At 72.2% G+C, this 21845-nt stretch carries 24 protein-coding genes; 9 read left to right on the plus strand and 15 right to left on the minus strand.

From position 1 onward, the window contains the following. The first annotated feature begins 114 nt into the window (after window positions 1–114). Window positions 115–267 carry a hypothetical protein gene (locus ACH5AO_RS13155; protein ID WP_106979586.1) on the plus strand — a complete coding sequence of 51 codons (153 nt, stop codon included), beginning with the start codon at window positions 115–117 and terminating at the stop codon, window positions 265–267. Window positions 268–374: 107 nt separating this feature from the next. Here the strand turns inward: ACH5AO_RS13155 and ACH5AO_RS13160 are convergent, their stop codons facing one another. The 4 genes from ACH5AO_RS13160 to ACH5AO_RS13175 all read right to left on the minus strand — a co-directional run bounded on the left by ACH5AO_RS13160 (window position 375) and on the right by ACH5AO_RS13175 (window position 3453). Further along, the gene (locus ACH5AO_RS13160) at window positions 375–980 is read right to left on the minus strand and encodes a MarC family protein (protein WP_361750538.1); all 606 of its coding nucleotides are present in this window, start codon (window positions 978–980) and stop codon (window positions 375–377) included. A 115-nt stretch (window positions 981–1095) separates the two neighbouring features. Continuing rightward, window positions 1096–1953 carry a PHP domain-containing protein gene (locus ACH5AO_RS13165; protein WP_398924326.1) on the minus strand — a complete coding sequence of 286 codons (858 nt, stop codon included), beginning with the start codon at window positions 1951–1953 and terminating at the stop codon, window positions 1096–1098. Between the two features lie 117 nt (window positions 1954–2070). Then, on the minus strand, window positions 2071–2712 hold the full coding sequence (locus tag ACH5AO_RS13170) for a DUF6758 family protein (RefSeq protein ID WP_398924327.1): 642 nt from the start codon (window positions 2710–2712) through the stop codon (window positions 2071–2073). 156 nt (window positions 2713–2868) lie between these two features. Beyond that, window positions 2869–3453, minus strand: a complete 585-nt coding sequence (locus tag ACH5AO_RS13175; RefSeq protein ID WP_398924328.1) for a suppressor of fused domain protein — start codon at window positions 3451–3453, stop codon at window positions 2869–2871. Window positions 3454–3943: 490 nt separating this feature from the next. Here ACH5AO_RS13175 and ACH5AO_RS13180 point away from each other — a divergent pair, with 490 nt between their 5' ends. Both ACH5AO_RS13180 and ACH5AO_RS13185 read left to right on the plus strand, forming a co-directional pair. Next, entirely contained in the window at window positions 3944–5065 is a 1122-nt protein-coding gene (locus ACH5AO_RS13180) for a magnesium and cobalt transport protein CorA (RefSeq protein WP_398924329.1), read from the plus strand. 23 nt (window positions 5066–5088) lie between these two features. Next, window positions 5089–5604, plus strand: a complete 516-nt coding sequence (locus tag ACH5AO_RS13185) for a hypothetical protein (protein WP_398924330.1) — start codon at window positions 5089–5091, stop codon at window positions 5602–5604. Window positions 5605–5727: 123 nt separating this feature from the next. Here the strand turns inward: ACH5AO_RS13185 and ACH5AO_RS13190 are convergent, their stop codons facing one another. Further along, window positions 5728–6468 (minus strand): hypothetical protein, encoded by a 741-nt coding sequence (locus ACH5AO_RS13190; RefSeq protein ID WP_398924331.1) that lies wholly within the window; start codon window positions 6466–6468, stop codon window positions 5728–5730. 216 nt (window positions 6469–6684) lie between these two features. Here ACH5AO_RS13190 and ACH5AO_RS13195 point away from each other — a divergent pair, with 216 nt between their 5' ends. Genes ACH5AO_RS13195 through ACH5AO_RS13205 form a run of 3 tightly spaced genes read left to right on the plus strand, consistent with a single transcriptional unit; the run spans window position 6685 to window position 9761 of the window. Further along, entirely contained in the window at window positions 6685–7986 is a 1302-nt protein-coding gene (locus ACH5AO_RS13195) for a magnesium transporter MgtE N-terminal domain-containing protein (RefSeq protein WP_398924332.1), read from the plus strand. After that, window positions 7976–8584, plus strand: a complete 609-nt coding sequence (locus tag ACH5AO_RS13200) for a DUF1003 domain-containing protein (protein ID WP_398924333.1) — start codon at window positions 7976–7978, stop codon at window positions 8582–8584. The genes ACH5AO_RS13195 and ACH5AO_RS13200 overlap by 11 nt, the downstream gene beginning before the upstream one ends. A gap of 43 nt (window positions 8585–8627) precedes the next feature. After that, entirely contained in the window at window positions 8628–9761 is a 1134-nt protein-coding gene (locus ACH5AO_RS13205; RefSeq protein ID WP_398924334.1) for an Mrp/NBP35 family ATP-binding protein, read from the plus strand. Window positions 9762–9862: 101 nt separating this feature from the next. Here ACH5AO_RS13205 and ACH5AO_RS13210 read toward each other — a convergent pair whose 3' ends face one another. The 5 genes from ACH5AO_RS13210 to sigE form a co-directional block, all read right to left on the minus strand. After that, window positions 9863–10537 carry a hypothetical protein gene (locus ACH5AO_RS13210; RefSeq protein WP_398924335.1) on the minus strand — a complete coding sequence of 225 codons (675 nt, stop codon included), beginning with the start codon at window positions 10535–10537 and terminating at the stop codon, window positions 9863–9865. A 226-nt stretch (window positions 10538–10763) separates the two neighbouring features. Beyond that, window positions 10764–11204, minus strand: a complete 441-nt coding sequence (locus ACH5AO_RS13215) for a sec-independent translocase (RefSeq protein ID WP_398924336.1) — start codon at window positions 11202–11204, stop codon at window positions 10764–10766. A 126-nt stretch (window positions 11205–11330) separates the two neighbouring features. After that, window positions 11331–13487 (minus strand): trypsin-like peptidase domain-containing protein, encoded by a 2157-nt coding sequence (locus ACH5AO_RS13220; protein WP_398924337.1) that lies wholly within the window; start codon window positions 13485–13487, stop codon window positions 11331–11333. Window positions 13488–13617: 130 nt separating this feature from the next. Next, window positions 13618–14574, minus strand: coding sequence for an anti-sigma factor family protein (locus ACH5AO_RS13225; protein ID WP_398924338.1), 957 nt, complete (start codon window positions 14572–14574; stop codon window positions 13618–13620). Then, window positions 14571–15230, minus strand: a complete 660-nt coding sequence (gene sigE / locus ACH5AO_RS13230; protein ID WP_217129483.1) for an RNA polymerase sigma factor SigE — start codon at window positions 15228–15230, stop codon at window positions 14571–14573. The genes ACH5AO_RS13225 and sigE overlap by 4 nt, the downstream gene beginning before the upstream one ends. Window positions 15231–15506: 276 nt before the next feature. On the opposite strand from sigE, the gene ACH5AO_RS13235 reads away from it, so the two are divergent. Beyond that, a complete protein-coding gene (locus ACH5AO_RS13235) occupies window positions 15507–16205 on the plus strand; it encodes an O-methyltransferase (protein WP_398924416.1) in 699 nt (232 codons plus the stop codon). Window positions 16206–16316: 111 nt separating this feature from the next. On the opposite strand, the gene ACH5AO_RS13240 is transcribed toward ACH5AO_RS13235, so the two are convergent. Continuing rightward, window positions 16317–16484, minus strand: coding sequence for a DUF3117 domain-containing protein (locus ACH5AO_RS13240; RefSeq protein WP_003966491.1), 168 nt, complete (start codon window positions 16482–16484; stop codon window positions 16317–16319). Window positions 16485–16864: 380 nt separating this feature from the next. On the opposite strand from ACH5AO_RS13240, the gene ACH5AO_RS13245 reads away from it, so the two are divergent. Further along, a complete protein-coding gene (locus tag ACH5AO_RS13245; protein ID WP_398924339.1) occupies window positions 16865–17668 on the plus strand; it encodes an enoyl-CoA hydratase/isomerase family protein in 804 nt (267 codons plus the stop codon). A 79-nt stretch (window positions 17669–17747) separates the two neighbouring features. On the opposite strand, the gene ACH5AO_RS13250 is transcribed toward ACH5AO_RS13245, so the two are convergent. Then, on the minus strand, window positions 17748–18368 hold the full coding sequence (locus tag ACH5AO_RS13250; RefSeq protein WP_398924340.1) for a DNA-3-methyladenine glycosylase I: 621 nt from the start codon (window positions 18366–18368) through the stop codon (window positions 17748–17750). Window positions 18369–18400: 32 nt separating this feature from the next. After that, the gene (locus tag ACH5AO_RS13255) at window positions 18401–18757 is read right to left on the minus strand and encodes a DivIVA domain-containing protein (RefSeq protein ID WP_398924417.1); all 357 of its coding nucleotides are present in this window, start codon (window positions 18755–18757) and stop codon (window positions 18401–18403) included. A gap of 140 nt (window positions 18758–18897) precedes the next feature. Here ACH5AO_RS13255 and folP point away from each other — a divergent pair, with 140 nt between their 5' ends. Further along, on the plus strand, window positions 18898–19758 hold the full coding sequence (gene folP, locus ACH5AO_RS13260) for a dihydropteroate synthase (protein ID WP_398924341.1): 861 nt from the start codon (window positions 18898–18900) through the stop codon (window positions 19756–19758). 129 nt (window positions 19759–19887) lie between these two features. On the opposite strand, the gene ACH5AO_RS13265 is transcribed toward folP, so the two are convergent. Further along, a complete protein-coding gene (locus ACH5AO_RS13265; RefSeq protein ID WP_398924342.1) occupies window positions 19888–20646 on the minus strand; it encodes a TIGR00730 family Rossman fold protein in 759 nt (252 codons plus the stop codon). A gap of 109 nt (window positions 20647–20755) precedes the next feature. Next, on the minus strand, window positions 20756–21835 hold the full coding sequence (gene dapE / locus ACH5AO_RS13270) for a succinyl-diaminopimelate desuccinylase (protein ID WP_398924343.1): 1080 nt from the start codon (window positions 21833–21835) through the stop codon (window positions 20756–20758). Window positions 21836–21845: the final 10 nt, after the last annotated feature.

The following is a 21845-nucleotide window of genomic DNA, read 5'->3' on the forward strand; positions in this document are numbered from 1 at the left end:
TGTTTGCACCACACAGGCCGTTGAACCCGTCATGGAACAGGGGCCGAGCGGCCCGTGGACCACCCACCGAGTAGTTCTCCTCCAGGAGGATGACCAGACGAAGGGAGAAGCCCCATGCGCTTCGAGATCATGCGACTCGACGACGTCGACGGCACGCCCGTGGACACCACCGTCGTGGACGCCGCCTCCGTCAACCGCATCGTTCAGCAGGCCGCCGCCATCGGACAGCGCCTGTGGATCCGCCCGGCCGACACCCCGGCCTCATAACGCGCGACACGCGGAGGAGCGGCCACACGGGCCGGTCCTCGCGCACGTACAGCCCGGAGCCCCCGCACCGTCATCGGTACGGGGGCTCCGGGGCGTCCGGCGCCGGGTCAGCCGCCCCGGATCACCTGGGTGACGCCGTTGATGATCTGCTGCACGGCGATCGCGGAGAGCATCATGCCGGCCAGGCGCGTCACCAGCACCACGCCGCCGTCCTTGATGACCCGGATGATCAGCAGCGAGTACCGCATCACCAGCCACAGCACGACGTGGATGGCGAGGATCGCCGACCACACCGAGACCTGCCCGGTGACGCCGTCGGCCTTCTGCACGGCGAGGATGACCGACACGATCGCACCCGGCCCCGCCAGCAGCGGCATGCCCAGCGGGACCAGCGCGACGTTGACGTCCTTGGTCTGCTTGGGCTCGTCGGTCTTGCCGGTGAGCAGGTCCAGCGCGATCAGCAGGAGCAGCAGTCCGCCCGCGATCATCAGCGCGGGCACCGACACGTGCAGGTAGTCGAGGATCTGGTGGCCGAGCAGTCCGAACACGGTGATCACACCACCGGCCACGCAGACGGCCTGGAAGGCCATCCGCTTCTGCATCTTGGCCGGCCGGCCCGCGGTCAGGGCGAGGAAGATCGGGGTGATCCCAGGGGGATCCATGATGACGAAAAGGGTCAGGAAGAGGGAGCCGAAGACGGCGACGTCGAGCATGACAGCCTTGCTGGGAAACGGACGGAGAAAGCCGAAGCCGAGGAGCGGATGGAGAAAGGCGCGGGAGGAAAGGCGCCGGGGAAGGAGGAAGGCGCGGGAGGTGGAGGGGGAAGCCTCAGGCTCCGCCGGTCCCCGGCACCGGGAACGCCCCGGTCGCCCGTCGCGTGATCTCGCCGTACACCTCGGGGTCCGTCATGAACTCGCCGAGGACGCAGGTCTTGCGGCTGCCGTGGTAGTCGCTGGAACCGGTCACCAGGAGCCCCAGTTCCTTCGCGAGGCCGCGCAGCCGCGCCCGGGTCTGCGGGTCGTGGTCCATGTGGTCGACCTCGATGCCGTCGAGGCCGGCCGCGGCCAGCTCGGCGATCGCGGACTCCGGCACGGTCCTGCCCCGCTTGCTCGCGGCGGGGTGCGCGAAGACGGCGACTCCGCCCGCGCCCTTGACCAGCCGCAGGGCCTCGAAGGGGTCGGTCTCGTGCTTCTCCATGTGGGCCCGGCCGCCGTCGGCCAGCCACTCCCGGGTGAACGCGTCGTTCACCGTGGGTACGACGCCCAGCTCGACGAGCGCGCTGGCCACGTGGGGGCGGCCCACCGAGCCGTCGCCGGCGATCCGCGCCACCTGTTCCCAGGTGACCGGCACCCCCAGCGCGTTCAGCTTGGCGATCATGCCCTGGGCCCGCGGCACCCGGTCGTCCCGGACCAGCTCGCGCTCGGCGAGCAGTGCGGGCTCCTCGGGGTCGAAGAGGTAGGCCAGCATGTGCATGCTGATGCCGTCGAGCCGGCAGGAGAGTTCCGCTCCGGGGACCAGCGTGAGTCCCGGCGGGAGCGCGGAGAGCGCCTCGGCGTACCCGCGGGTGGTGTCGTGGTCGGTCAGCGCGACGACGTCGAGACCGGCGGCGGCCGCCTTGCGGACCAGCTCGGCCGGCGTGTCCGTACCGTCGGACGCGGTGGAGTGGGTGTGCAGATCGATACGCACGACGCATGACTCCAAGCGGGACGGGCGGACGGGGACGCTCCAGGATAACCGGATCTCACACGTCCCCTGTCACACCCGAACCCGCTGTGCGCCCCCTACCTGCCCGCTGTGCGGCGCCTACGCCTCCAGCAGGCGCGGTGACAGCGCGCCGCAGGGCACCAGCTCCACCTCGGCCCCCACGTCCCGCAGGTCGGCGAGGACCAGCTCGTCGTACATCAGCATCCCGGACTGCTCCGGCCACACCACCGCCCACAGCCACATCCCGAGCGCCTCGCCCGCGAAGACGGCACGGTCGTCCGGCGTTTTGGCGACGTGCCAGAGCGGGGTCGGGCGGCCGGCCGCCAGCACCTTGGCCTGGGGTGGCTTCTCGATGTTCATGTACGGCCCCGGGTCCGGGCCGTCGACGCCCGCGTACCGCGCGCCGAGGCCCACGCCGAGCTCCTCGGCGACCAGGATGAGCTCTCCCATGCCGCCGAGCGGTCCCGGCCCGGTGCACGCGACGGCGGTCGCCCGGCCCCCGCCGCGGTCGTCGCCCGCGCTGGCCACGCCCGTGAACAGCCAGCCCACCGGCAACGGCCAGGGCATCCACACCGGCACCTTCGTGCGGTGCACGACGACTTCGAGAGCCTCGACGCTCGGTGGTATCACCGGCTGCAGCGGGTGCACGGTGCCGTGCACGTCGCACTGCCAGGCATCCGAGAAAAGGCCGGGAGCCCTGACCCGGCCACCGCACTTCGGGCAACTGGGTTCGCCCCTCATAGGGCCCCACGGTCCTACCCCTGCCGCGCCACGTCAAGGACGATCACCCGGCCGGCGCACGTCTCCCCCGGAACGAACGGACCCTCGCGGGTGACCGTTCGCTCCAATGGCCGCATCGCGGACCGGCCGTCAGACGATGGGTCCGGGCCGCCGGCGTCAGGCCAACGGGACGGACTTCCGGGACGGATCCCGCAGGTCCGTGCACTGGTCCAGCCAGCGCTCCTGAAGGGCCTGGGCACCGTGCACCCGCTTCCAGGCCGCCTCGTTCGGGGTCATCGGCAGCAGCGGCAGGAACCGTACGGGGTCCAGGGGCTCGTCGAGCTCCAGGTCCTCCACCAGGCCGCCCGGCTCGGCGACCAGCACCGAGGTGAACGGGGCGCCGGGCCACAGCGGTTCACCCACGTCCAGCGAGGCACCGGGGGCCACGACCACGCCCTCGACCTGCGGGGACGCGGCCAGCACGGCGAGCGGACGGAGCACCTTGTCGGTGTCCGCGACGCCCCCGCGGACGGACAGCACCAGCTCGACGCGCGGCCCCCTGACCGGGTCCGCGATCACCGCCGTGGGGTCGGTCATGGGCTGCGCGGACATGCCGAGCGTGGCGTAGCGCACGATGTCGCCCTCGTGGAAGCGCAGCACCTCGATGCGGTCCGTGCCCAGGAAGGTGACCGCCGCCCGGGCGTCCGGTTCGCCCAGCGTCGTGCGCAACCGGGCCTCGACCAGAGGAAGAACATCAGCCATGCGGCGAGCATAGAACTCGTCAGTACCGGGCAAAGCAGAGCCTTGACACGGCAGTCGGCTGATACGCTTGGCCGGTGGTTCGGGCAGCACGCAGAAGCGTCCGATCGTCCCGAACGCCTGTGTGATGCCCCCCGTTCCAGGGGGAATCCCCAAGGGGATTGTGGATCGTCCCTCACGGGGGACCGGCCGGAGGAGGTGGGGCTGGCATGGACCGAAGTCGACCGTGCAGTAGCACCCGCTCTTCCGCCCTCTGACGCAACTGCTCCTGTCTGGCTCCCGCCTTTCGTCCGCGCGTCTTCATCGGAAGAGCATTTCGTTCTGTCTGATCTGCCCCAGTAGCTGTATCAGCGACGAAGCTCGCCACCGCGACGGTGCGGTGCTCCCCGCTTTGTGGACGTGCCAAACATCCGCAGTTCAGGACGTCCTCATTCCGGGTTGTTCCACCCGTCGTCCCGGCGCCTTTCGTTGCATGTATGCGAAGGAGCCCGCCATGTCGATGATCCGCGACCTGCGCGCCGTGGTCCGTCCCTCCTCCCGTGTCTCGCTGCGCAAGGAGAGCGGCCCGTACGACGCCACCCGTGACCCCGCGACGACCACCGCCGTCGTCGACTGCGCCGTCTACCGCGACGGCCGCCGCCTGGTGACCGAGGGCGGCCCGCTCACCCCGCACGAGGCGATGCGGCTGGTGCGCCGCGACGGAGGCTTCGTGTGGATCGGCCTGCACGAGCCGAGCGAGGCCGAATTCGCCGGGATCGCCCGGGAGTTCGGGCTGCACCCGCTGGCCGTGGAGGACGCCGTCCAGGCCCATCAGCGGCCCAAGCTGGAGCGCTACGACGACTCGCTGTTCACGGTCTTCAAGACCGTCCACTACGTCGACCACGACGAACTCTCCGCCAGCAGCGAGGTCGTCGAGACCGGTGAGGTGATGTGCTTCACCGGCCGGGACTTCCTCATCACCGTCCGGCACGGCGGGCAGGGCTCCCTGCGGGCCCTGCGGCACCGCCTCCAGGACGACCCCGAACTGCTGGCCAAAGGCCCCTCGGCCGTGCTGCACGCCATCGCCGACCACGTGGTGGACGGCTACATCGCGGTGGCCGACGCGGTGCAGGACGACATCGACGAGGTCGAGACGGAGGTCTTCTCGCCCGGCCGCAAGGGCTCCCCGCGCGGTACCGACGCCGGACGGATCTACCAGCTCAAGCGCGAGGTCCTGGAGTTCAAGCGGGCCGTGTCGCCGCTGCTGCGGCCGATGCAGCTGCTGAGCGAGCGGCCGATGCGGCTGGTCGACCCGGACATCCAGAAGTACTTCCGCGACGTGGCCGACCACCTGGCCCGGGTGCAGGAACAGGTCATCGGCTTCGACGAACTGCTGAACTCCATCCTCCAGGCCAACCTCGCCCAGGCCTCCGTGGCGCAGAACGAGGACATGCGGAAGATCACCTCGTGGGCCGCGATCATCGCCGTACCGACGATGGTGTGCGGGGTGTACGGGATGAACTTCGACCACATGCCCGAGCTGCGGTGGAAGTACGGCTACCCGCTGGTCCTGGGGGTCACGGTCGTCCTCTGCCTGGGCATCCACCGGACGCTGAAGCGCAACGGCTGGCTGTGAGGGCACCCGGATAGGCTGGGCCCATGACAGGTGCGCTGCTCGACCGGGCCCTCATCGAGGAGGCCACGAAGAAGTCCGGCCTCGTCTGGGTCGAGGTGCCCGGCACCGCGGCCCGCGCGCTGTGGCACGTGTGGCACGAGGGTGCCGCCTGCGTGGTCGGCGACGGTCCCGGGGAGCAGCCGCTGCCGGGGCTGGCCGACGGCGTGTCCGCCGAGGTGACGGTCCGCAGCAAGGACAAGGGCGGCCGGCTGGTCTCCTGGACGGCGACGGTCGTCGAGCTGCCGTCCGGTTCCGAGGAGTGGGCGGCGGCGGTCGCCGAGCTCAAGGGCAAGCGGCTCAACGCGCCCGACGGCGAGGCGATGACCGGGCGCTGGGCCCGCGAGTGCCGGGTCCTGCGCCTGGAGCCGACCGGGGCGACGGCCCCGCTCCCCGACGGCTCCCTGGCCGAGGCCCCGCTGCCGACACCGGTGACGACCCGGCGGCCCGTCCCGGCAGGACTGCCCCGGCTGCTACTCAAGAAGAGGAAGCGGCGGGCCTAGGGACGCCGTGCGGATCCGGCCGGGGAGACGCTCCCTCCAGAGGGGCACCCCGTCGTCCCCGCCCGGCTCGGCACGGGCGCAGGGCGCCGTCGTCCGGAGCCGGCCCGATCCGGACGACGCCCCTCAGGACGTCGGGAGCTGCTTGCCGTAGTCGAGGGTCTCGCCCTCGGCCGGTTCCTTCAGCTCGAAGTCGGTGCCCCAGGACGAGAACCTGAGGGTCCCCGCCTTCCCGGCCCGCACCAGGCGCACCGGGTACGGCTTGCCCTCCAGCGAGACGTCCAGGGTGCCGCCGGAGCCTTCGTCCCCGGTGACGCGGATGGTGCGGACGCCCGACTGCTCGTGGTGGCCGTCCGTGGCCAGCTTGCCGTGCAGGGTCAGCAGACCACCGAGGAGGACATTCTTGTCCGTGAAGCCGATGAACTTCTTGTACGACGGATCGCCCTGCGGCACCTTCACGTACTTCTCGGCGAGCTTGTCGGCCGCCGCACCGTCCCCCTCACCGTCCTCCTGCCCCCAGAACTCGGCACCGGCCTTCAGATACAGCTCGTCGTCGACCCGCAGCAGGCGAAACGTCTCCCCCTCGGTGGTGACCGAGCCGATGCCGCCCTGCTCCTTCAGCCGCATGTCCAGCGTGTACGTGTGTCCGCTGGTGACCACGGTGCCGTGCAGCCGTACGGCACCGACCGACTCGGCGGCCTTCTGGGCCCTGCTCCGGATCTGGTCGGCGGGCAGTCTGCCGACACCGTTGGTGCCCTCGTTCGGATCCTCGGAGCATCCCGTGAGCGCGGTCCCCGTCACGAGCAGCGCACACACGGCGCCGACCAGCACGGCCCTGCGGGAACGGCCCCGGTAGATCGGAATCACAGGTGGGCTGCCTCTCTGACGGGGGACCTGAACGGCGTACCGCAGAGTACCGGGGCCGGGTGGACGGGGCGGAGCCAGTCCGTCCGGACCCGGCCACCGGCGCACGGATGATCGGTACGGGCTAGCCTGAAGCCCACCCGAGCGGGCAATGCGGATGACAGACGCGGCAGGCAGTACACGGCAACGAAAGACCCCGCACGGAAAGGAGTGGCGGCCATGGCAGGGGGCGCCCCCCGGTTCTTCGTCTCGCACGTCTCCGGCGTCGCCGTCTTCGATCCGGCCGGCGACCAGGTGGGGCGCGTGCGCGATCTGGTCGTCGTCCTGCGTCCCGGCCGGCGTCCGCCGCGCCTGCTCGGCCTGGTGGTCGAACTCTCCACCCGCCGCCGCATCTTCCTGCCCATGAACCGGGTGACCGCCGTGCAGTCCGGCCAGGTCATCACGACCGGGGTGCTCAACGTGCGGCGCTTCGAGCAACGGCCCACCGAGCGGCTCGTCTTCGGTGAGCTGCTCGACCGGCGGGTGACGCTCGTGGAGAGCGGGGAGGAGGTCACCGTCCTCGACCTGTCGGTGCATCAGCTGTCGGCCCGCCGCGAGTGGGAGATCGACCGGGTGTTCGTGCGCAAGGGGAAGAAGGGCGGCGCGTTCCGGCGCGGCAAGGGCGAGGCGCTGACCGTCGAGTGGTCCGCGGTCACCGGGTTCTCCCTGGAGGAGCAGGGGCAGGGCGCCGAGAACCTGCTCGCCACCTTCGAACAGCTCCGCCCCGCCGACCTCGCCAACGTCCTGCACCACCTCTCCCCCAAGCGGCGCGCGGAGGTGGCCGCCGCCCTCGACGACGACCGGCTCGCCGACGTACTGGAGGAGCTGCCCGAGGACGACCAGATCGAGATCCTCGGCAAGCTGAAGGAGGAACGCGCCGCCGACGTCCTGGAGGCCATGGACCCCGACGACGCGGCCGACCTGCTCGGCGAGCTGCCCGAGGCGGACAAGGAGCGGCTGCTGAGCCTGATGCAGCCCGGCGACGCCGCCGACATGCGGCGCCTGATGTCGTACGAGGAGCACACGGCGGGCGGTCTGATGACGACCGAGCCGATCGTGCTGCGGCCCGACGCGACCGTCGCGGACGCCCTCGCCCGGATCCGCGAGCCGGACCTCTCCCCCGCGCACGCCGCGCAGGTCTACGTCTGCCGTCCGCCGGAGGAGACGCCCACCGGCAAGTACCTGGGCACGGTCCACTTCCAGCGCCTGCTGCGCGACCCCCCGTACACGCTGGTCGGCTCGATCCTGGACGACGACCTCCAGCCCCTGGACCCGGACGCGGCGCTGCCCGTGGTCGCCGGGTTCTTCGCCACGTACGACATGGTGGCGGCGCCCGTGGTCGATGAGACGGGGTCGCTGCTGGGCGCGGTGACGGTGGACGACGTACTGGACCACATGCTGCCCGAGGACTGGCGGGAGACGGAGTTCCACCTCGACGAGGACGAGAGCGAGGACGAGGGGGTGGTGACCGATGGCTCCTGAGCGCGACGGCGTGCGCGAGCGCGTGCCGGTGGGCGCCACGGCCGCCGGGCGGCCGCGCACGCCCCGTCTGGACCAGCCGCGCCCTCCCAGGCGCCGCTTCCTGCCCGAGTGGGACCCGGAGGCCTTCGGACGGCTCTCGGAGAGCGTCGCGCGGTTCCTGGGCACCGGGCGGTTCATCGTCTGGATGACGTTCGTCATCGTCCTGTGGGTGGTGTGGAACGTGTCCGCGCCGAAGGAACTGCGCTTCGACGAGTACCCGTTCATCTTCCTGACCCTGATGCTGTCCCTCCAGGCCTCCTACGCCGCCCCGCTGATCCTGCTCGCGCAGAACAGGCAGGACGACCGGGACCGGGTCAACCTGGAGCAGGACCGCAAGCAGAACGAGCGGTCGATCGCGGACACCGAGTACCTCACCCGGGAGATCGCCGCCCTGCGGATCGGGCTCGGGGAGGTGGCCACCCGGGACTGGATCCGCTCGGAGCTCCAGGACATGGTCAAGGAGCTGGAGGGGCAGCAGAACGGGCACAAGGAACATCAGGGGACCTTCCCGGTGATGCGGGCGGAACACCCGCCGGGACGTGACGCAGACGACCACTGACGTCCTTACCGGCGGGTGCGCCCGGCGCCGTACCATCGTCCCTATGGCTACGGAAGACGCGGTGCGCGAGGCACTGGCGACGGTGAACGACCCCGAGATCAACCGGCCCATCACCGAACTCGGCATGGTCAAATCGGTGGAGATCGGTGCGGACGGCGCGGTCGCGGTCACCGTGTACCTGACGGTCTCCGGCTGCCCCATGCGGGACACCATCACGCAGCGCGTGACGGACGCGGTCTCCCGGGTGGAGGGCGTCACCCGGGTCGACGTGACGCTGGACGTCATGAGCGACGAGCAGCGCAAGGAGCTGGCCAGTGCCCTGCGCGGCGGCCAGACCGAGCGCGAGGTGCCCTTCGCCAAGCCGGGCAGCCTGACCCGGGTCTACGCGGTCGCGTCCGGCAAGGGCGGCGTCGGCAAGTCGTCGGTGACGGTGAACCTGGCGGCGTCGATGGCGGCCGACGGCCTGAAGGTCGGTGTCGTGGACGCCGACATCTACGGCCACTCGGTGCCGCGCATGCTGGGCGCGGACGGGCGTCCCACCCAGGTCGAGAACATGATCATGCCGCCGTCGGCGCACGGCGTGAAGGTCATCTCCATCGGCATGTTCACCCCGGGCAACGCGCCCGTGGTGTGGCGCGGCCCGATGCTGCACCGCGCGCTCCAGCAGTTCCTGGCGGACGTGTACTGGGGCGACCTCGACGTGCTGCTGCTCGACCTGCCGCCCGGCACCGGTGACATCGCGATCTCCGTGGCCCAGCTGGTGCCGAACGCGGAGATCCTCGTCGTCACCACGCCCCAGCAGGCGGCGGCCGAGGTGGCCGAGCGGGCGGGGTCCATCGCCGTGCAGACGCACCAGAAGATCGTCGGCGTGGTCGAGAACATGTCCGGGCTGCCCTGCCCGCACTGCGGCGAGATGGTCGACGTCTTCGGCACGGGTGGCGGCCAGACGGTCGCCGACGGCCTGACCCGGACGACCGGTGCGACCGTGCCGGTGCTCGGCGCCATCCCGATCGACGTCCGGCTGCGCGAGGGCGGCGACGAGGGCAAGCCCGTGGTGCTGTCCGACCCCGACTCCCCGGCGGGCTCGGCGCTCCGCTCGATCGCCGGCAAGCTGGGCGGGCGGCAGCGGGGCCTGTCGGGCATGTCCCTGGGGATCACCCCGCGCAACAAGTTCTGAGGGTTCCCACGCGGAAGGGCGCCGTCCGGTGTGGACGGCGCCCTTCCGGTCACTCGCTCAGGCGGGCTCGCGTGTCCGCTCAGGCGGCTCCGCGTGCCTGCTCAGGCGTCGTACGCGGTGATGTTCTTGACCACGGCGAAGCCGAGGCCGTACGCGCTCATGCCCCTGCCGTACGCGCCCACGTGCACGCCCTCCCGCGTGGAACCCGCGAGCACCCAGCCGAACTCGGACTCCCGGTAGTGGAAGGGCGTCGGCACCCCGTCCACGGGCAGGGACAGCGTCGACCAGTCCTCGCCCTCCAGGTCGTCCGCGAGGACCCAGGCCGTCTCCGTCTGCTGCTCCAGCCAGTCGTCGCGCAGGGAGTGGTCCATCTGGCCGGGCCAGGTGAAGGACAGCAGCCCCACCCCGGCGAGCCAGGCGGCGGAGGAGACCGAGGTGGCCTCCAGCAGACCGGTGCCGTCGGCGCTGCGGCGCACCGGGTTGGCGGCCACGGTCACCACGACCGCGAACCTCTCCTTGGTCTCCTGGTCGCTCCCGGCCGTGTACTCGCTGCGCACCGAGGGCTCGTCGCCGTGCCCGACCGATCCGTGCGCGACGGCTCCGTCGGCCGCCAGTCCGACCTGCATCAGCCAGCGCGGTCCCGTGAAGGCCTCGTCGAGGCCGTACCAGGGGAAGGGCGCACGCAGGTAGTCGTCGACCGTACGCCGGACGGAGGGGACGTGCCGTCCGTCCTCCTCGGCCGCCGCCTGCGCGACTGCCCGACTCGTCGTCTCCATGTGCCCGGACGCCTCCTCAGCTCTCGTCGGACCGGGCGGCCCGCCCCCCTTCGGGCGTACTCGTCCGTTCCGCACAACAACTCGGCAGCATAGCCACCTTGACGCCACAGGCTGGAAAACCGCCCGGCGCGTGGGCCGCACGGACGCCCTGATCAGGCCGTGCGCGGCCCGGGTGGAGTATGAAACGCGTCACGTACGCGGGAGCGCGCGCTCCCCCGCGCCCGGCTCAGGTGGCGTCCATGTCGAAGGGCGGGCGGTCGTCGGCCGCCGGTGTCCCGGGCTTCTTCGTCATGTTCACGCGGCCGTCGGCCGAGCCGGAGGTAGGGGTGGGGGAGGGGTCGGTGTCGCGGCCGTGGACGGCGTCCGTGACCTCAGCCATCTCCTTCTTCAGGTCGAAGCCGTTACGGATCTCCTTGAGCCCCAGGTCGTCGTTGTCCAGCTGCTTACGGATGAACGTCTTGGGGTTGAGGTCCTCGAACTCGAAGTCCTTGAACTCCGGGCCGAGCTCCTGCCGGATGTCCTGCTTGGCGTTCTCCGAGAAGTCCCGGATCTTCCGGATCGTGCGCGTCACGTCCTGGATGACCTTGGGGAGCTTGTCCGGACCGAAGACGAGCACGGCGAGGATGATGAGCGTCACCAGCTCGAGCGGTCCTATGTCATTGAACACCTGAAGCTCCTCGCGATGCCTTCGGTCCTCGGTCCTCGGGGCGGCCTGCGGTCTTCCGTGGTCCGGGCCGGGTCCACGGTACCCGGCCACCCCGTGCGTCCGGTACCGTCCCGGGGCTCATCCGCCTCAGTCGCCCTCCGAGGAGCCGAGCGTCAGGGTGACCGTCCGCTCGTCGCCGTCCCGCTCCAGGGTGAGTTCGAGGCGGTCGCCGGGGCGGTGGGCGCGGGTCTTGACGATGAGTTCCTCACCGGAGTGGACGCGTCGGCCGTCGACCTCCGTGATGACGTCACCAGCCTCGATCCCGGCCTTGGCGCCGGGGCCGCCGACGCTGACCGGGGGTCCGCCGTCGCCGCCCTTCTCCGCGACGCGGGCGCCGTCGCCGCCGTACTGCATGTCGAGGGTGATGCCGATCACCGGGTGGCTGGCCTTCCCCGTGTTGATCAGTTCCTCGGCGACGCGCTTGCCCTGGTTGATGGGGATGGCGAAGCCGAGTCCTATGGAGCCGGACCGGCCGGCGTCGGGGTCGGTTCCGCCGTCGGCGGAGCGGATGGCCGAGTTGATGCCGATCACCCGGGCCTTGGCGTCGAGCAGGGGGCCACCGGAGTTGCCGGGGTTGATCGGCGCGTCGGTCTGCAGGGCGTCGACGTACGACACGTCGCTGCCGTCGCCCTTCTCGCCGCCGGCGGTGATGGGCCGCTCGCGAGCGCTGATGATGCCGGAGGTGACGGTGCCGGCCAGGTCGAAGGGGGCGCCGATGGCGACGACGGGGTCGCCGACCCGCACGTTGTCGGAGTTGCCGAGCGGCAGGGGGGTGAGTCCGCTGACGCCCTTCACCTTCACGACGGCGAGGTCGTAGCCGCTGTCCCGGCCCACGACGGTGGCTTCGGCGGTGTCACCGCTGTGGAAGGTGACGGTGATCTCGCCGTCGTCCCCGGCGGGTTCGACGACGTGGTCGTTGGTGAGGATGTGGCCGCGCCCGTCGAGCACGAAGCCGGTGCCGGTGCCGGCCTCGTCGGCGCCGCTGACGTGCAGCGTGACGACGCTGGGCAGCGCCTGTGCGGCGATTCCGGCGACGCTGCCGGGGGCGCGTCCCGACGCCTCCTTGCCGGCCTGCGGAAGCTCCACGGTGCCCATGCCGCCGTTGCGCTCCAGATACGTGCCGACGATCCCGCCGATGCCGCCGGACACGAGCGCGAGCAGCACCGCGGCGCCGACGAGCACCCGGCCGCGCCGCTGCTTCCGGTCGGCCACGACGTGCCCGGTCTGCTGCAACGGCGCGGTGGCGGCAGCCGCCGCCCAGGGGTCGTAACGGCCCCAGGGGTCGGCGGCCGGGGTGTCCCGGGGCGGGAGCACCTGGGTGTCCGGCTGCGCTTGCGCGGGGACGGCGGGCGCCGCGGGAGCCCCGTGCGGCCCGGCGTCCGCGAGGGCGGGTGCGCCGTGCGGCGCGGGCACGCCCGGGGGCACGGGTGTGCCGTGCGGTCCCGTGCCCGGGCCCGAGGAGGACACCGGGGATGCGCCGTGCTGCGCGGGTGCATCTGGAGGCACGGGTGCGCCATGCTGCGCGGGCACGCCCGAAGGAACGGGTGCGCCGTGCGGTCCCGTGCCCGGACCCGGGGAAGACACCGGGGATACGCCGTGCTGCGCGGGCACGCCCGGCGGGACAGGTGCGCCGTGCGGTCCCGTGTCCGGGCCCGGGGAGGACACCGGGGATGCGCCGTGCTGCGCGGGTGCGGTGGGGGGTGTCGTGTCCGGGGGCGTGGGAGGGGCCGCAGGCGTCATGCCGTGTGCGGGTGTCGCCGCCGGGTGCTGTACGGGCGGGGCGGGTGCCCAGGGGCCCGGTTCACCGTACGGCGGGGTGCTGTACGGGTCGGGGTCGTGCAGGGGCCTCTGCTGCTCGGGGACGGAGGGCTCGAAAGCCACCGGCGGCGGGTCGGAGAGCGTGGGCGCCGAGGCGGCCGGGGGAACGGACCCGGCAGAGGTGCCGGACGCGGCGGGGGCCTGAACAGCCGGGGACACGGACCCGGTGGGCTCGTCGGCGGGGGCACCGGATGCCGTGGGATCCGCGGCTCCGGGGCCGGACGTGGGGGCGCCGGGGGCGGGCTCGGCGGGTGGGGTCTCGGGGCCGTCGGGCCGTAGGGGGCGGTCCAGTTCGTAGTCGCCCCGGTGGTCGTCGCCCGTGGCGGCCGGCCCGCTGTCCGGGCTGGCCAGTTCGAAGTCGCCGTCGTGTCCCTCGGGACGCGTGGTCGGCTCCTCCCCCGGTGGGCCCGGCTTCCCCTCGTTCATGCTCTCCCCACGGCTGGACACGGCACCGCGCGACGGCGGCGGCCGCGAAACTACTGGCTCGGCACCCGGCAGGGCCTGGGCGCGCCCCCTGGATTCAATCAGGTTCGCGCGCCCCTGCGCACTGGACGACTCAGCGGGACGTCGGCGTGGGGGCCGGTGTCGTGCCGGCGGTGACGAGGCCGGGGTCCTTGAGCCCGGTGGGGGCGGCCCACGTGGTCAGGGTGAGCGGCGGGGTCGAGGTGAGCGGTCGTATCAGCGGGGACAGCAGCGTCGCACCCCCCGTCATCGGTGTGCCCGACACGGGGTGGCGCTGCGTCGGCGCCGGGATCCCGGGCAGCAGCGGCGCGGAGACCGCGGTCGGGGCGGCCGGGGTCTCCGCGGCCGCGCTCCGGCCCGTCGGCTGGCCCAGCAGCGGTCCCACGCCGCGACGCCGCTGGGACTCGGGCACCGCCACGCCCGTGCCCTGCGTGCGCATCGGCGTGACGTTGCTGCCCTTGCCCGCGCCGCGCGCCTCCGTGTCGGCGGGCGTGCTCGTGGTGACCCCGCCGAGTGCGATCGCGGCCAGCGACACCGCCCCGGCCGCGACGAACGCGAACCGCAGCCCGCGGGAGGACGTCCGGTCGGTCTCGTGGCGGCTGACGTCATGGAGGGCGAGGCCCCGGCCGCCCGCGACGTCCGGCAGCGCCGGCTCGTGCCGCCGGACGGGCGCATAGGCGAACTCGAAGCGCTCGCTCCGTCTGGTCCCGAAGACCCCGGAGCCCCCGCCGAACCGCCCCGGCGTACCGCCCGGCAGTCTTCCGCCGCCCAGCGGCGAGCCGCCGTCCCCGAGGTCGCCCCCGGCCGGCAGCCCTTGGAGGCGGGCCAGGAAGCTCTCGGAGGGCGGCGGGGGCGCCGCCTGGGCGAACACGTTCTTCAGACGGCGCTGCGCGTCCACCTCCGCCTTGCACTTCGCGCAGGTGGCGACGTGTGCCAGTACGCGCTCGCGCGCGTCATGACCGAGCTCCCCGTCCACCAGGGCGGAGAGTCGGTCTCCCAGGTGCTGCTCCGCGAGGTGCCCCTCGGAGGACTTCGGCTGTGAACCGCTCACGCGCTCGCGCCCCCTCCTCCCAGTGCGGGAACACGCGGCACGAAGGAGCGGCGCTCCGCGCGCGCCTTGGGCGAGCGGTGCGCGAGGGCCTTGCGCAGCTGGGAACGGCCGCGGTGGATCCGGGACCGGACGGTGCCGAGCTTGACGCCCAGGGTGGCCGCGATCTCCTCGTACGACAGGCCTTCGATGTCGCACAGGACGACGGCGGCGCGGAACTCGGGGGCGAGGGTGTCGAGGGCCTGCTGGACGTCCGCGTCGAAGTGGGCGTCGTTGAACACCTGCTGCGGCGTGGGCTCCTTGCTGGGCAGCCGCTCGGCCGCGTCCTCGCCCAGCGCGTCGAAGCGGATGCGCTGCTTGCGGCGGACCATGTCCAGGAAGAGGTTGGTGGTGATGCGGTGCAGCCAGCCCTCGAAGGTGCCCGGCGTGTACGTCGACAGGGAGCGGAAGACGCGGACGAAGACCTCCTGGGTGAGGTCCTCGGCGTCGTGCTGGTTGCCGGTGAGGCGGTAGGCGAGCCGGTAGACCCGGCCGCTGTGCATGCTGACGATCTCCTCCCAGGTGGGCGGAGTCCACGCCTGCCCGTCCGCGTCGGTGGAGAAAGTCGCGGTCTGGGCCGGGTCGCCGGCGCGGTCGTGGTCAGCAGCGGTGTCGTTCACGGATTTCGGCCTGCCCGCCGATCCGAGGAAGCGCCGCAGCACTCCTCCGCGATCCACAGGCGCAGCCGCACCTCCCCTGTCGGCTCTGGTGGTGTCCAGTGGAGCCCCTACCATAGCCACCTCGCCCGTTAGCTCCGGATAAGCGGTTTTACGAGAATTTGATCTGGGCTGCCACGGCTCATACGGCTGCGTCAGCACTTGCTCGGCGTCCTCGTCCACTGCCTGCCCCCCGTCACGGCACACGCCACTTGCTCGTCCCTTTAAACGACCGGTCCCATCTGCGGGTTCCCGACACCAACGGATACAGTCACGCCCAGGCATCCACGGGGACGGGAGAGGGTCATTACCGCCAACCGGCAGACGAGCTGGGCGTTCGCCGACGCCTATGTCGCCGAGGACGAGGCGCTGCACTGGGCCCGGGACCGGGCCCGTGTCGCAGGGCTGCGCTCGGTGTCGCCCGGCACGGGCGCGGCACTGCGGTTGCTCGCCGCCAGCGTGGACGCCAAGGCGGTCGCGGAGATCGGCACCGGCTGCGGGGTCTCCGGGATCCACCTGCTGCACGGGATGCGGCCGGACGGGGTGCTGACCACGGTCGACCAGGAGCCGGAGCACCAGCAGTCCGCCCGGCAGGCCTTCCGCGACGCCGGTTTCGCCGGGAACCGGGCCCGGTTCATCCCCGGCCGCGCGCTGGACGTCCTGCCCCGTCTCGCGGACGCCGGTTACGACCTGGTCTTCTGCGACGGCGACCGGCAGGAGTACCAGGACTACCTCGCCGAATCGTTGCGTCTGCTGCGCCCGGGAGGCCTGGTCGCCTTCGAAGGGGTCTTCGCGAACGGACGCACGGTGGACTCCGGGCCGCAGCCCACGGAGGTGCTGCGGCTGCGGGAGCTGGTGCGGACCGTGCGCGAGAGCACGGAACTGGTGTCGTCGCTGCTGCCGGTGGGGGACGGGCTCCTCTGCGTCGTCAGACGGTGACCGGCGGACGCGGTCCGCTCCCTTCCACCCGTACTCCACCCGTACGCGAAACAGCCGCCCCGGCACCGCGTGCGGCGCCGGGGCGGCTGAAAGGGTATGGTCGCTTGCGCGTCAGCCGACGACCTTCTTGAGGGCGTCGCCGAGCGCGTCGGCCTCGTCCGGGGTCAGCTCGACGACGAGCCGACCGCCGCCTTCGAGCGGAACGCGCATGACGATGCCCCGCCCCTCCTTGGTCACCTCGAGCGGGCCGTCGCCCGTCCGCGGCTTCATGGCCGCCATGCTCGTTCCCCTTCCTGAAACCCAGCTAAACCGTCTGAGCCGACGGCCCACTGAAGGGCACCTGCGGTCCTTGAAGCAGGACACACGCCACCGGCATCGAACACATTGCTTCCAGGCCATTATCCCGCATGGCGGGACCCGATGACCAACATCGGTCGGCATCGCTTGGGCAACGCGCGCGAGCAAAACCACTCAATTCGGCGATGTGACTGCGATACTGCGCCGCCGCACACACCTCGATCGATCGGAAACCGACGGGAATCGTTTGACGCAGGTCACACGCCGGCCGTGCGCCGCGGTCGGTGATCTCCGTCATGCTGTCCTGCAGACGGGGCCGTACCGGCCGGTACGCGCCGAGCCGCCACACGGAGGGACACACCATGGCCGACACCGTGCTCTACGAGGTGAGTGACGGGCTCGCGACGATCACGCTCAACCGTCCGGAGGCGATGAACGCGCTCAACGTCGAGGCGAAGGCCGCCCTCCGGGACGCGGTCCGGTCCGCCGCGGACGACGACGCCGTACGGGCCGTGCTGCTGACCGCGGCCGGGGACCGGGCGTTCTGCGTCGGGCAGGACCTCAAGGAGCACATCGGGCTGCTGCTCGAGGACCGGGAGACCGGGTCGGGGCGGACGATGAGCACGGTGCGCGAGCACTACAACCCGATCGTGAAGGCGATCGCCGGGGCGGCGAAGCCGGTGGTCGCGGCGGTGAACGGGGTCGCGGCGGGCGCCGGGTTCGGCTTCGCGCTGGCCGCGGACTACCGGATCGTCGCGGACACCGCGGCGTTCAACACCTCGTTCGCCGGGGTCGCGCTGAGCGCGGACTCCGGGATCTCCTGGACGCTGCCGCGCGTGGTCGGCCCCGGGCGCGCCACCGACCTGCTGCTCTTCCCGCGCAGCGTCTCCGCGCAGGAGGCGTACGAGCTGGGCATCGCCAACCGGCTGGTCCCGGCGGCGGAGCTGCGCGCGGAGGCGGAGAAGGTGGCGCGGGCGCTGGCCGAGGGTCCGACGGTGGCGTACGCGGCGCTGAAGGAGTCCGTGGCGTACGGGCTGAGCCACTCGCTGGAGGAGGCCCTGGAGAAGGAGGACGAGCTCCAGACCCGGGCGGGCTCCTCGGAGGACCACGCGATCGCGGTGCGGGCGTTCGTGAACAAGGAGAAGCCGAAGTATCTGGGGCGGTGAACCCTCGCCCCTATATGGGGCGGGCCTTTACCAGGGGCTCCGCCCCCGGACCCCCGTGTCGGCCCGAAGGGCCTCGTCCTCAATCGCCGGACGGGCTTTTTCTTGCCACGCACGTCTCCAGGTGGTCGTCGACCAGGCCGCAGGCCTGCATCAGGGCGTACGCCGTGGTCGGGCCGACGAAGCGCAGGCCGCGCTTCTTCAGTGCCTTGGACAGGGCCGTCGATTCCGGGGTCACCGCGGGGACGTCGGCGAGGGTCTTCGGAGCCGGCCGGCCGTCCGGGTCGGGGGCGTGGGACCAGATCAGGGCGTCCAGGTCGCCGGGCGCCCATCCGGCCAGTTCGCGGGCGTTGGCGAGGGTCGCGTCGATCTTGGCGCGGTTGCGGATGATGCCCGTGTCGGCCAGCAGCCGTTCGCGGTCGGTGTCGGTGAACTCCGCGACCGCGGCGATCTCGAAGCCGGCGAAGGCGGCGCGGAAGCCGGGGCGGCGCCGCAGGATGGTGATCCAGGACAGTCCGGACTGGAACGCCTCCAGGCTGAGGCGCTCGAAGAGGGCGTCGTCGCCGTGGACCGGGCGGCCCCACTCCTCGTCGTGGTACGTCGTGTAGTCCGGGGCGGACAGGGCCCAGGGGCAGCGCGGGAGGCCGTCCGGGCCGGCGGGGGCGGCCGCCGCCGCCTCGCTCACGTCCGTCTGCTCCCTCATAGCCGTCTCCTCGCTCACCGCTGCCTCCTGGCTCACCGCTGCTCGTCCTCGCGGTGCGGGGCGGGCTTGTCCAGGGAGATGTGGGCCGCGGCGGCGCGGGCGCCGGCCAGCGCGGACTCCAGGTCGGCGATCCGGGCGTCGCGCTCGGAGAGCTCCGCGCCGAGGCGGCCGAGGGCGTCGTCCACGTCGGCCATGCGGTAGCCGCGGACGACGAGCGGGAAGCGCAGGCCGTCCACGTCCGCGCGGTCGACCGGCCGGTCGGGCGGCAGGGCGTCCCGCAGACGCTCGGGGGCCGCCTCGGGCAGCGGGCCGTTGTCGCCGCCGCCCACCACGGCGAGGGTCACCGCGGCGACCACGACGGCGAGCGCGACGACCAGGAACAGGAACATAACCATCGCCGGGGCCCCCACGATCAGATGAGTCGGAGTCGGATGTGTGGCTCCGATCGTGCCATGCGAGTCTGACACTCGGGCCGCCGACGTTTCCAGACGGCCCCGGAACCGTTCGTACGAGGAAGAGGTCGCAGGGGATGCTCAGGCTGGGCAGGCGGGAATTCGCACCGCACGAACGGGTCGTCATGGCGATCGTGAACCGGACCCCGGACTCCTTCTACGACCAGGGCGCCACGTTCCGCGACGAGCCGGCGCTCATGCGGGTGGAGCAGGCGGTGGCGGAGGGTGCCGCGATCATCGACATCGGCGGGGTGAAGGCCGGGCCGGGCGAGGAGGTCACGGCCGAGGAGGAGGCGCGGCGGACGGTCGGCTTCGTCGCCGAGGTGCGGCGGCGCTTCCCGGACGTCGTGATCAGCGTGGACACCTGGCGGCACGAGGTCGGTGAGGCCGTGTGCGAGGCGGGCGCGGACGTGCTGAACGACGCGTGGGGCGGGGTCGACCCGCGGCTCGCGGAGGTCGCCGCGCGGTACGGGGCGGGGCTGGTGTGCACCCACGCGGGCGGCGCTCAGCCGCGGACGCGGCCGCACCGGGTGACGTACGACGACGTCATGGCCGACATCCTCGAGGTGACCGTGGGGCTGGCGGAGCGGGCGGTGTCGCTGGGGGTGCCCCGGGAGTCGGTGATGATCGATCCCGGGCACGACTTCGGGAAGAACACGCGGCACAGTCTCGAGGCGACCCGGCGGCTGGGGGAGATGGTCTCCACCGGGTGGCCGGTGCTCGTTTCGCTGTCCAACAAGGATTTCGTCGGCGAGACGCTGGACCGGCCGGTGAAGGAGCGGGTGGTGGGGACGCTGGCCACCACGGCGGTGTCCGCGTGGCTGGGGGCGCAGGTGTACCGGGTGCACGAGGTCGCCGAGACCCGGCAGGTGCTGGACATGGTGTCCGCCATCGCGGGGGAGCGGGAGCCGGCGGTGGCTCGGAGGGGGCTGGCGTAGGGGTTTTTCGCCCCCGCCGCCCCTTCCCGTCCCGTCCCCCGGCCTTCACCCCCGGACCCCCGGCCTTCGCCCACCCGCCGCCCGACTCGGGAGTGGGAAAGGCGCCCTCAGAACGCCCTCGACAGGCCTCTAGCGGCCCGCTTCCTTCGACACCAGGGCCACCGCCTCGTCCACGTCGTCCGTGACGTGGAACAGCAGCAGGTCCTTCTCCGCCGCCTTGCCCTGGGCGATGACCGTGTGGCGGAGCCAGTCGACCAGGCCGCCCCAGTAGTCCGTGCCGAACAGGACGATGGGGAAGCGGGTGACCTTCTGGGTCTGGACCAGGGTCAGGGCCTCGAAGAGTTCGTCCAGCGTGCCCAGGCCGCCGGGCAGGACCACGAAGCCCTGGGCGTACTTGACGAACATCATCTTGCGGACGAAGAAGTACCGGAAGTTCAGGCCGATGTCGACGTAGGGGTTGAGCCCCTGCTCGAAGGGCAGTTCGATGCCCAGGCCGACCGAGACGCCCTTCGCGTCGCACGCGCCCTTGTTGGCAGCCTCCATGGCCCCCGGACCGCCGCCGGTGATCACCGCGAAGCCCGCGTCGACCAGGCCCCGGCCGAGCCGGACGCCGGCCTCGTACTCCGGGGAGTCCACCGGTGTGCGCGCCGAGCCGAAGACGCTGATGGCGGGCGGGAGTTCGGCGAGCGTGCCGAAGCCCTCGATGAACTCCGACTGGATGCGCAGCACCCGCCAGGGGTCGGTGTGGACCCAGTCGGTGGGCGCGCGCTCGTCCAGCAGTCGCTGGTCGGTGGTGCTCGCCTGCACCTGGCCCCGCCGGCGGAGGACCGGCCCCAGACGCTTCTCCTCCGGCGGCTGCTGCTTCCCCTCGGGGTTGCCGGTAGCCATGTGCGCTCCCTCCGTCGTGCCAGTCGTTCCACCTCAGCGTAGATCTGCGCGGGTTACGTCCGAGGGACCTGAGCATGTCCGGCACACAGCGGCGCAAACCCCGTTCGCGTCACGCCGTCAGCCAGGACCGCAGCCGTTCCTCCCCCTCGAGGATCTTCGCGGTGTCCACGCGCTCGTCCCGCTTGTGCGCCAAGTGGGGGTTGCCGGGACCGTAGTTGACCGCCGGGACGCCCAGCGACGAGAAGCGGGAGACGTCCGTCCAGCCGTACTTCGGCTGCGGGGTGCCGCCCACCGCCTCGATGAAGGCGGCCGCGGCCGGGTGGGACAGGCCGGGCAGTGCCGCGCCGCTGTGGTCGTCGACGACGAAGTCCGTCACCCCGCAGTCCGCGAAGACCTCGCGGACATGGGCGAGGGCCTCCTCCTCGCTGCGGTCGGGGGCGTAGCGGAAGTTCACGGTGACGACGCACTCGTCGGGGATGACGTTGCCGGCCACTCCCCCGGAGATGCCGACCGCGTTCAGGCCCTCGCGGTACTCCAGTCCGTCGATCACCGGGTGGCGGGGTTCGTAGGCGGCCAGGCGGGCGAGGATCGGGGCGGCGGCGTGGATCGCGTTGGAGCCCATCCAGCTCCGCGCGGAGTGGGCGCGCTCGCCGGTGGTCCTCAGCAGCACCCGCAGCGTGCCCTGGCAGCCGCCCTCCACCTGTCCGTCGGAGGGTTCGAGGAGCACCGCGAAGTCGCCCTCCAGCCACTCGGGGTGCGCCTCGGCCACGTGCTTCAGGCCGTTGAGGTCGGCGGCGACCTCCTCGTTGTCGTAGAAGACGAAGGTGAGGTCGCGGTTGGGCGCGGGGACCGTGGCCGCGATGCGCAGCTGGACGGCCACGCCGGACTTCATGTCGCAGGTGCCGCAGCCCCACAGCACGCCGTCGCCGTCGAGCCGGGAGGGGACGTTGTCCGCGATCGGGACCGTGTCGATGTGGCCGGCGAGGATCACCCGCTCCGGGCGCCCCAGCCGCGTACGGGCCACCACGTTGTTGCCGTACCGGTCGACCGTGAGGTGCGGCAGGGCGCGCAGCGCGTCCTCGATCGCGTCCGCGAGCGGCTTCTCGGTGCCGCTGACGGAGGGGAAGTCGACGAGCCGCGCGGTCAGGCGCGCGGCGTCCAGCGTGAGGTCAAGCGGGGTGTCGGCCATGCGGTCGACC

The sequence above is a fragment of the Streptomyces sp. NPDC018964 genome, from assembly GCF_044390325.1.
GTDB lineage: Bacteria > Actinomycetota > Actinomycetes > Streptomycetales > Streptomycetaceae > Streptomyces.

Bases quoted from the DNA above. Each gene is read 5' to 3' on its own strand.
- ACH5AO_RS13155 (WP_106979586.1), top strand. From the start codon at position 115: ATGCGCTTCGAGATCATGCGACTCGACGACGTCGACGGCACGCCCGTG.
- ACH5AO_RS13160 (WP_361750538.1), bottom strand. From the start codon at position 980: ATGCTCGACGTCGCCGTCTTCGGCTCCCTCTTCCTGACCCTTTTCGTC.
- ACH5AO_RS13170 (WP_398924327.1), bottom strand. From the start codon at position 2,712: ATGAGGGGCGAACCCAGTTGCCCGAAGTGCGGTGGCCGGGTCAGGGCT.
- ACH5AO_RS13175 (WP_398924328.1), bottom strand. From the start codon at position 3,453: ATGGCTGATGTTCTTCCTCTGGTCGAGGCCCGGTTGCGCACGACGCTG.
- ACH5AO_RS13180 (WP_398924329.1), top strand. From the start codon at position 3,944: ATGTCGATGATCCGCGACCTGCGCGCCGTGGTCCGTCCCTCCTCCCGT.
- ACH5AO_RS13185 (WP_398924330.1), top strand. From the start codon at position 5,089: ATGACAGGTGCGCTGCTCGACCGGGCCCTCATCGAGGAGGCCACGAAG.
- ACH5AO_RS13195 (WP_398924332.1), top strand. From the start codon at position 6,685: ATGGCAGGGGGCGCCCCCCGGTTCTTCGTCTCGCACGTCTCCGGCGTC.
- ACH5AO_RS13200 (WP_398924333.1), top strand. From the start codon at position 7,976: ATGGCTCCTGAGCGCGACGGCGTGCGCGAGCGCGTGCCGGTGGGCGCC.
- ACH5AO_RS13205 (WP_398924334.1), top strand. From the start codon at position 8,628: ATGGCTACGGAAGACGCGGTGCGCGAGGCACTGGCGACGGTGAACGAC.
- ACH5AO_RS13210 (WP_398924335.1), bottom strand. From the start codon at position 10,537: ATGGAGACGACGAGTCGGGCAGTCGCGCAGGCGGCGGCCGAGGAGGAC.
- ACH5AO_RS13220 (WP_398924337.1), bottom strand. From the start codon at position 13,487: ATGAACGAGGGGAAGCCGGGCCCACCGGGGGAGGAGCCGACCACGCGT.
- ACH5AO_RS13240 (WP_003966491.1), bottom strand. From the start codon at position 16,484: ATGGCGGCCATGAAGCCGCGGACGGGCGACGGCCCGCTCGAGGTGACC.
- ACH5AO_RS13245 (WP_398924339.1), top strand. From the start codon at position 16,865: ATGGCCGACACCGTGCTCTACGAGGTGAGTGACGGGCTCGCGACGATC.
- ACH5AO_RS13250 (WP_398924340.1), bottom strand. From the start codon at position 18,368: ATGAGGGAGCAGACGGACGTGAGCGAGGCGGCGGCGGCCGCCCCCGCC.
- ACH5AO_RS13255 (WP_398924417.1), bottom strand. From the start codon at position 18,757: ATGTTCCTGTTCCTGGTCGTCGCGCTCGCCGTCGTGGTCGCCGCGGTG.
- folP (WP_398924341.1), top strand. From the start codon at position 18,898: ATGCTCAGGCTGGGCAGGCGGGAATTCGCACCGCACGAACGGGTCGTC.
- ACH5AO_RS13265 (WP_398924342.1), bottom strand. From the start codon at position 20,646: ATGGCTACCGGCAACCCCGAGGGGAAGCAGCAGCCGCCGGAGGAGAAG.
- dapE (WP_398924343.1), bottom strand. From the start codon at position 21,835: ATGGCCGACACCCCGCTTGACCTCACGCTGGACGCCGCGCGCCTGACC.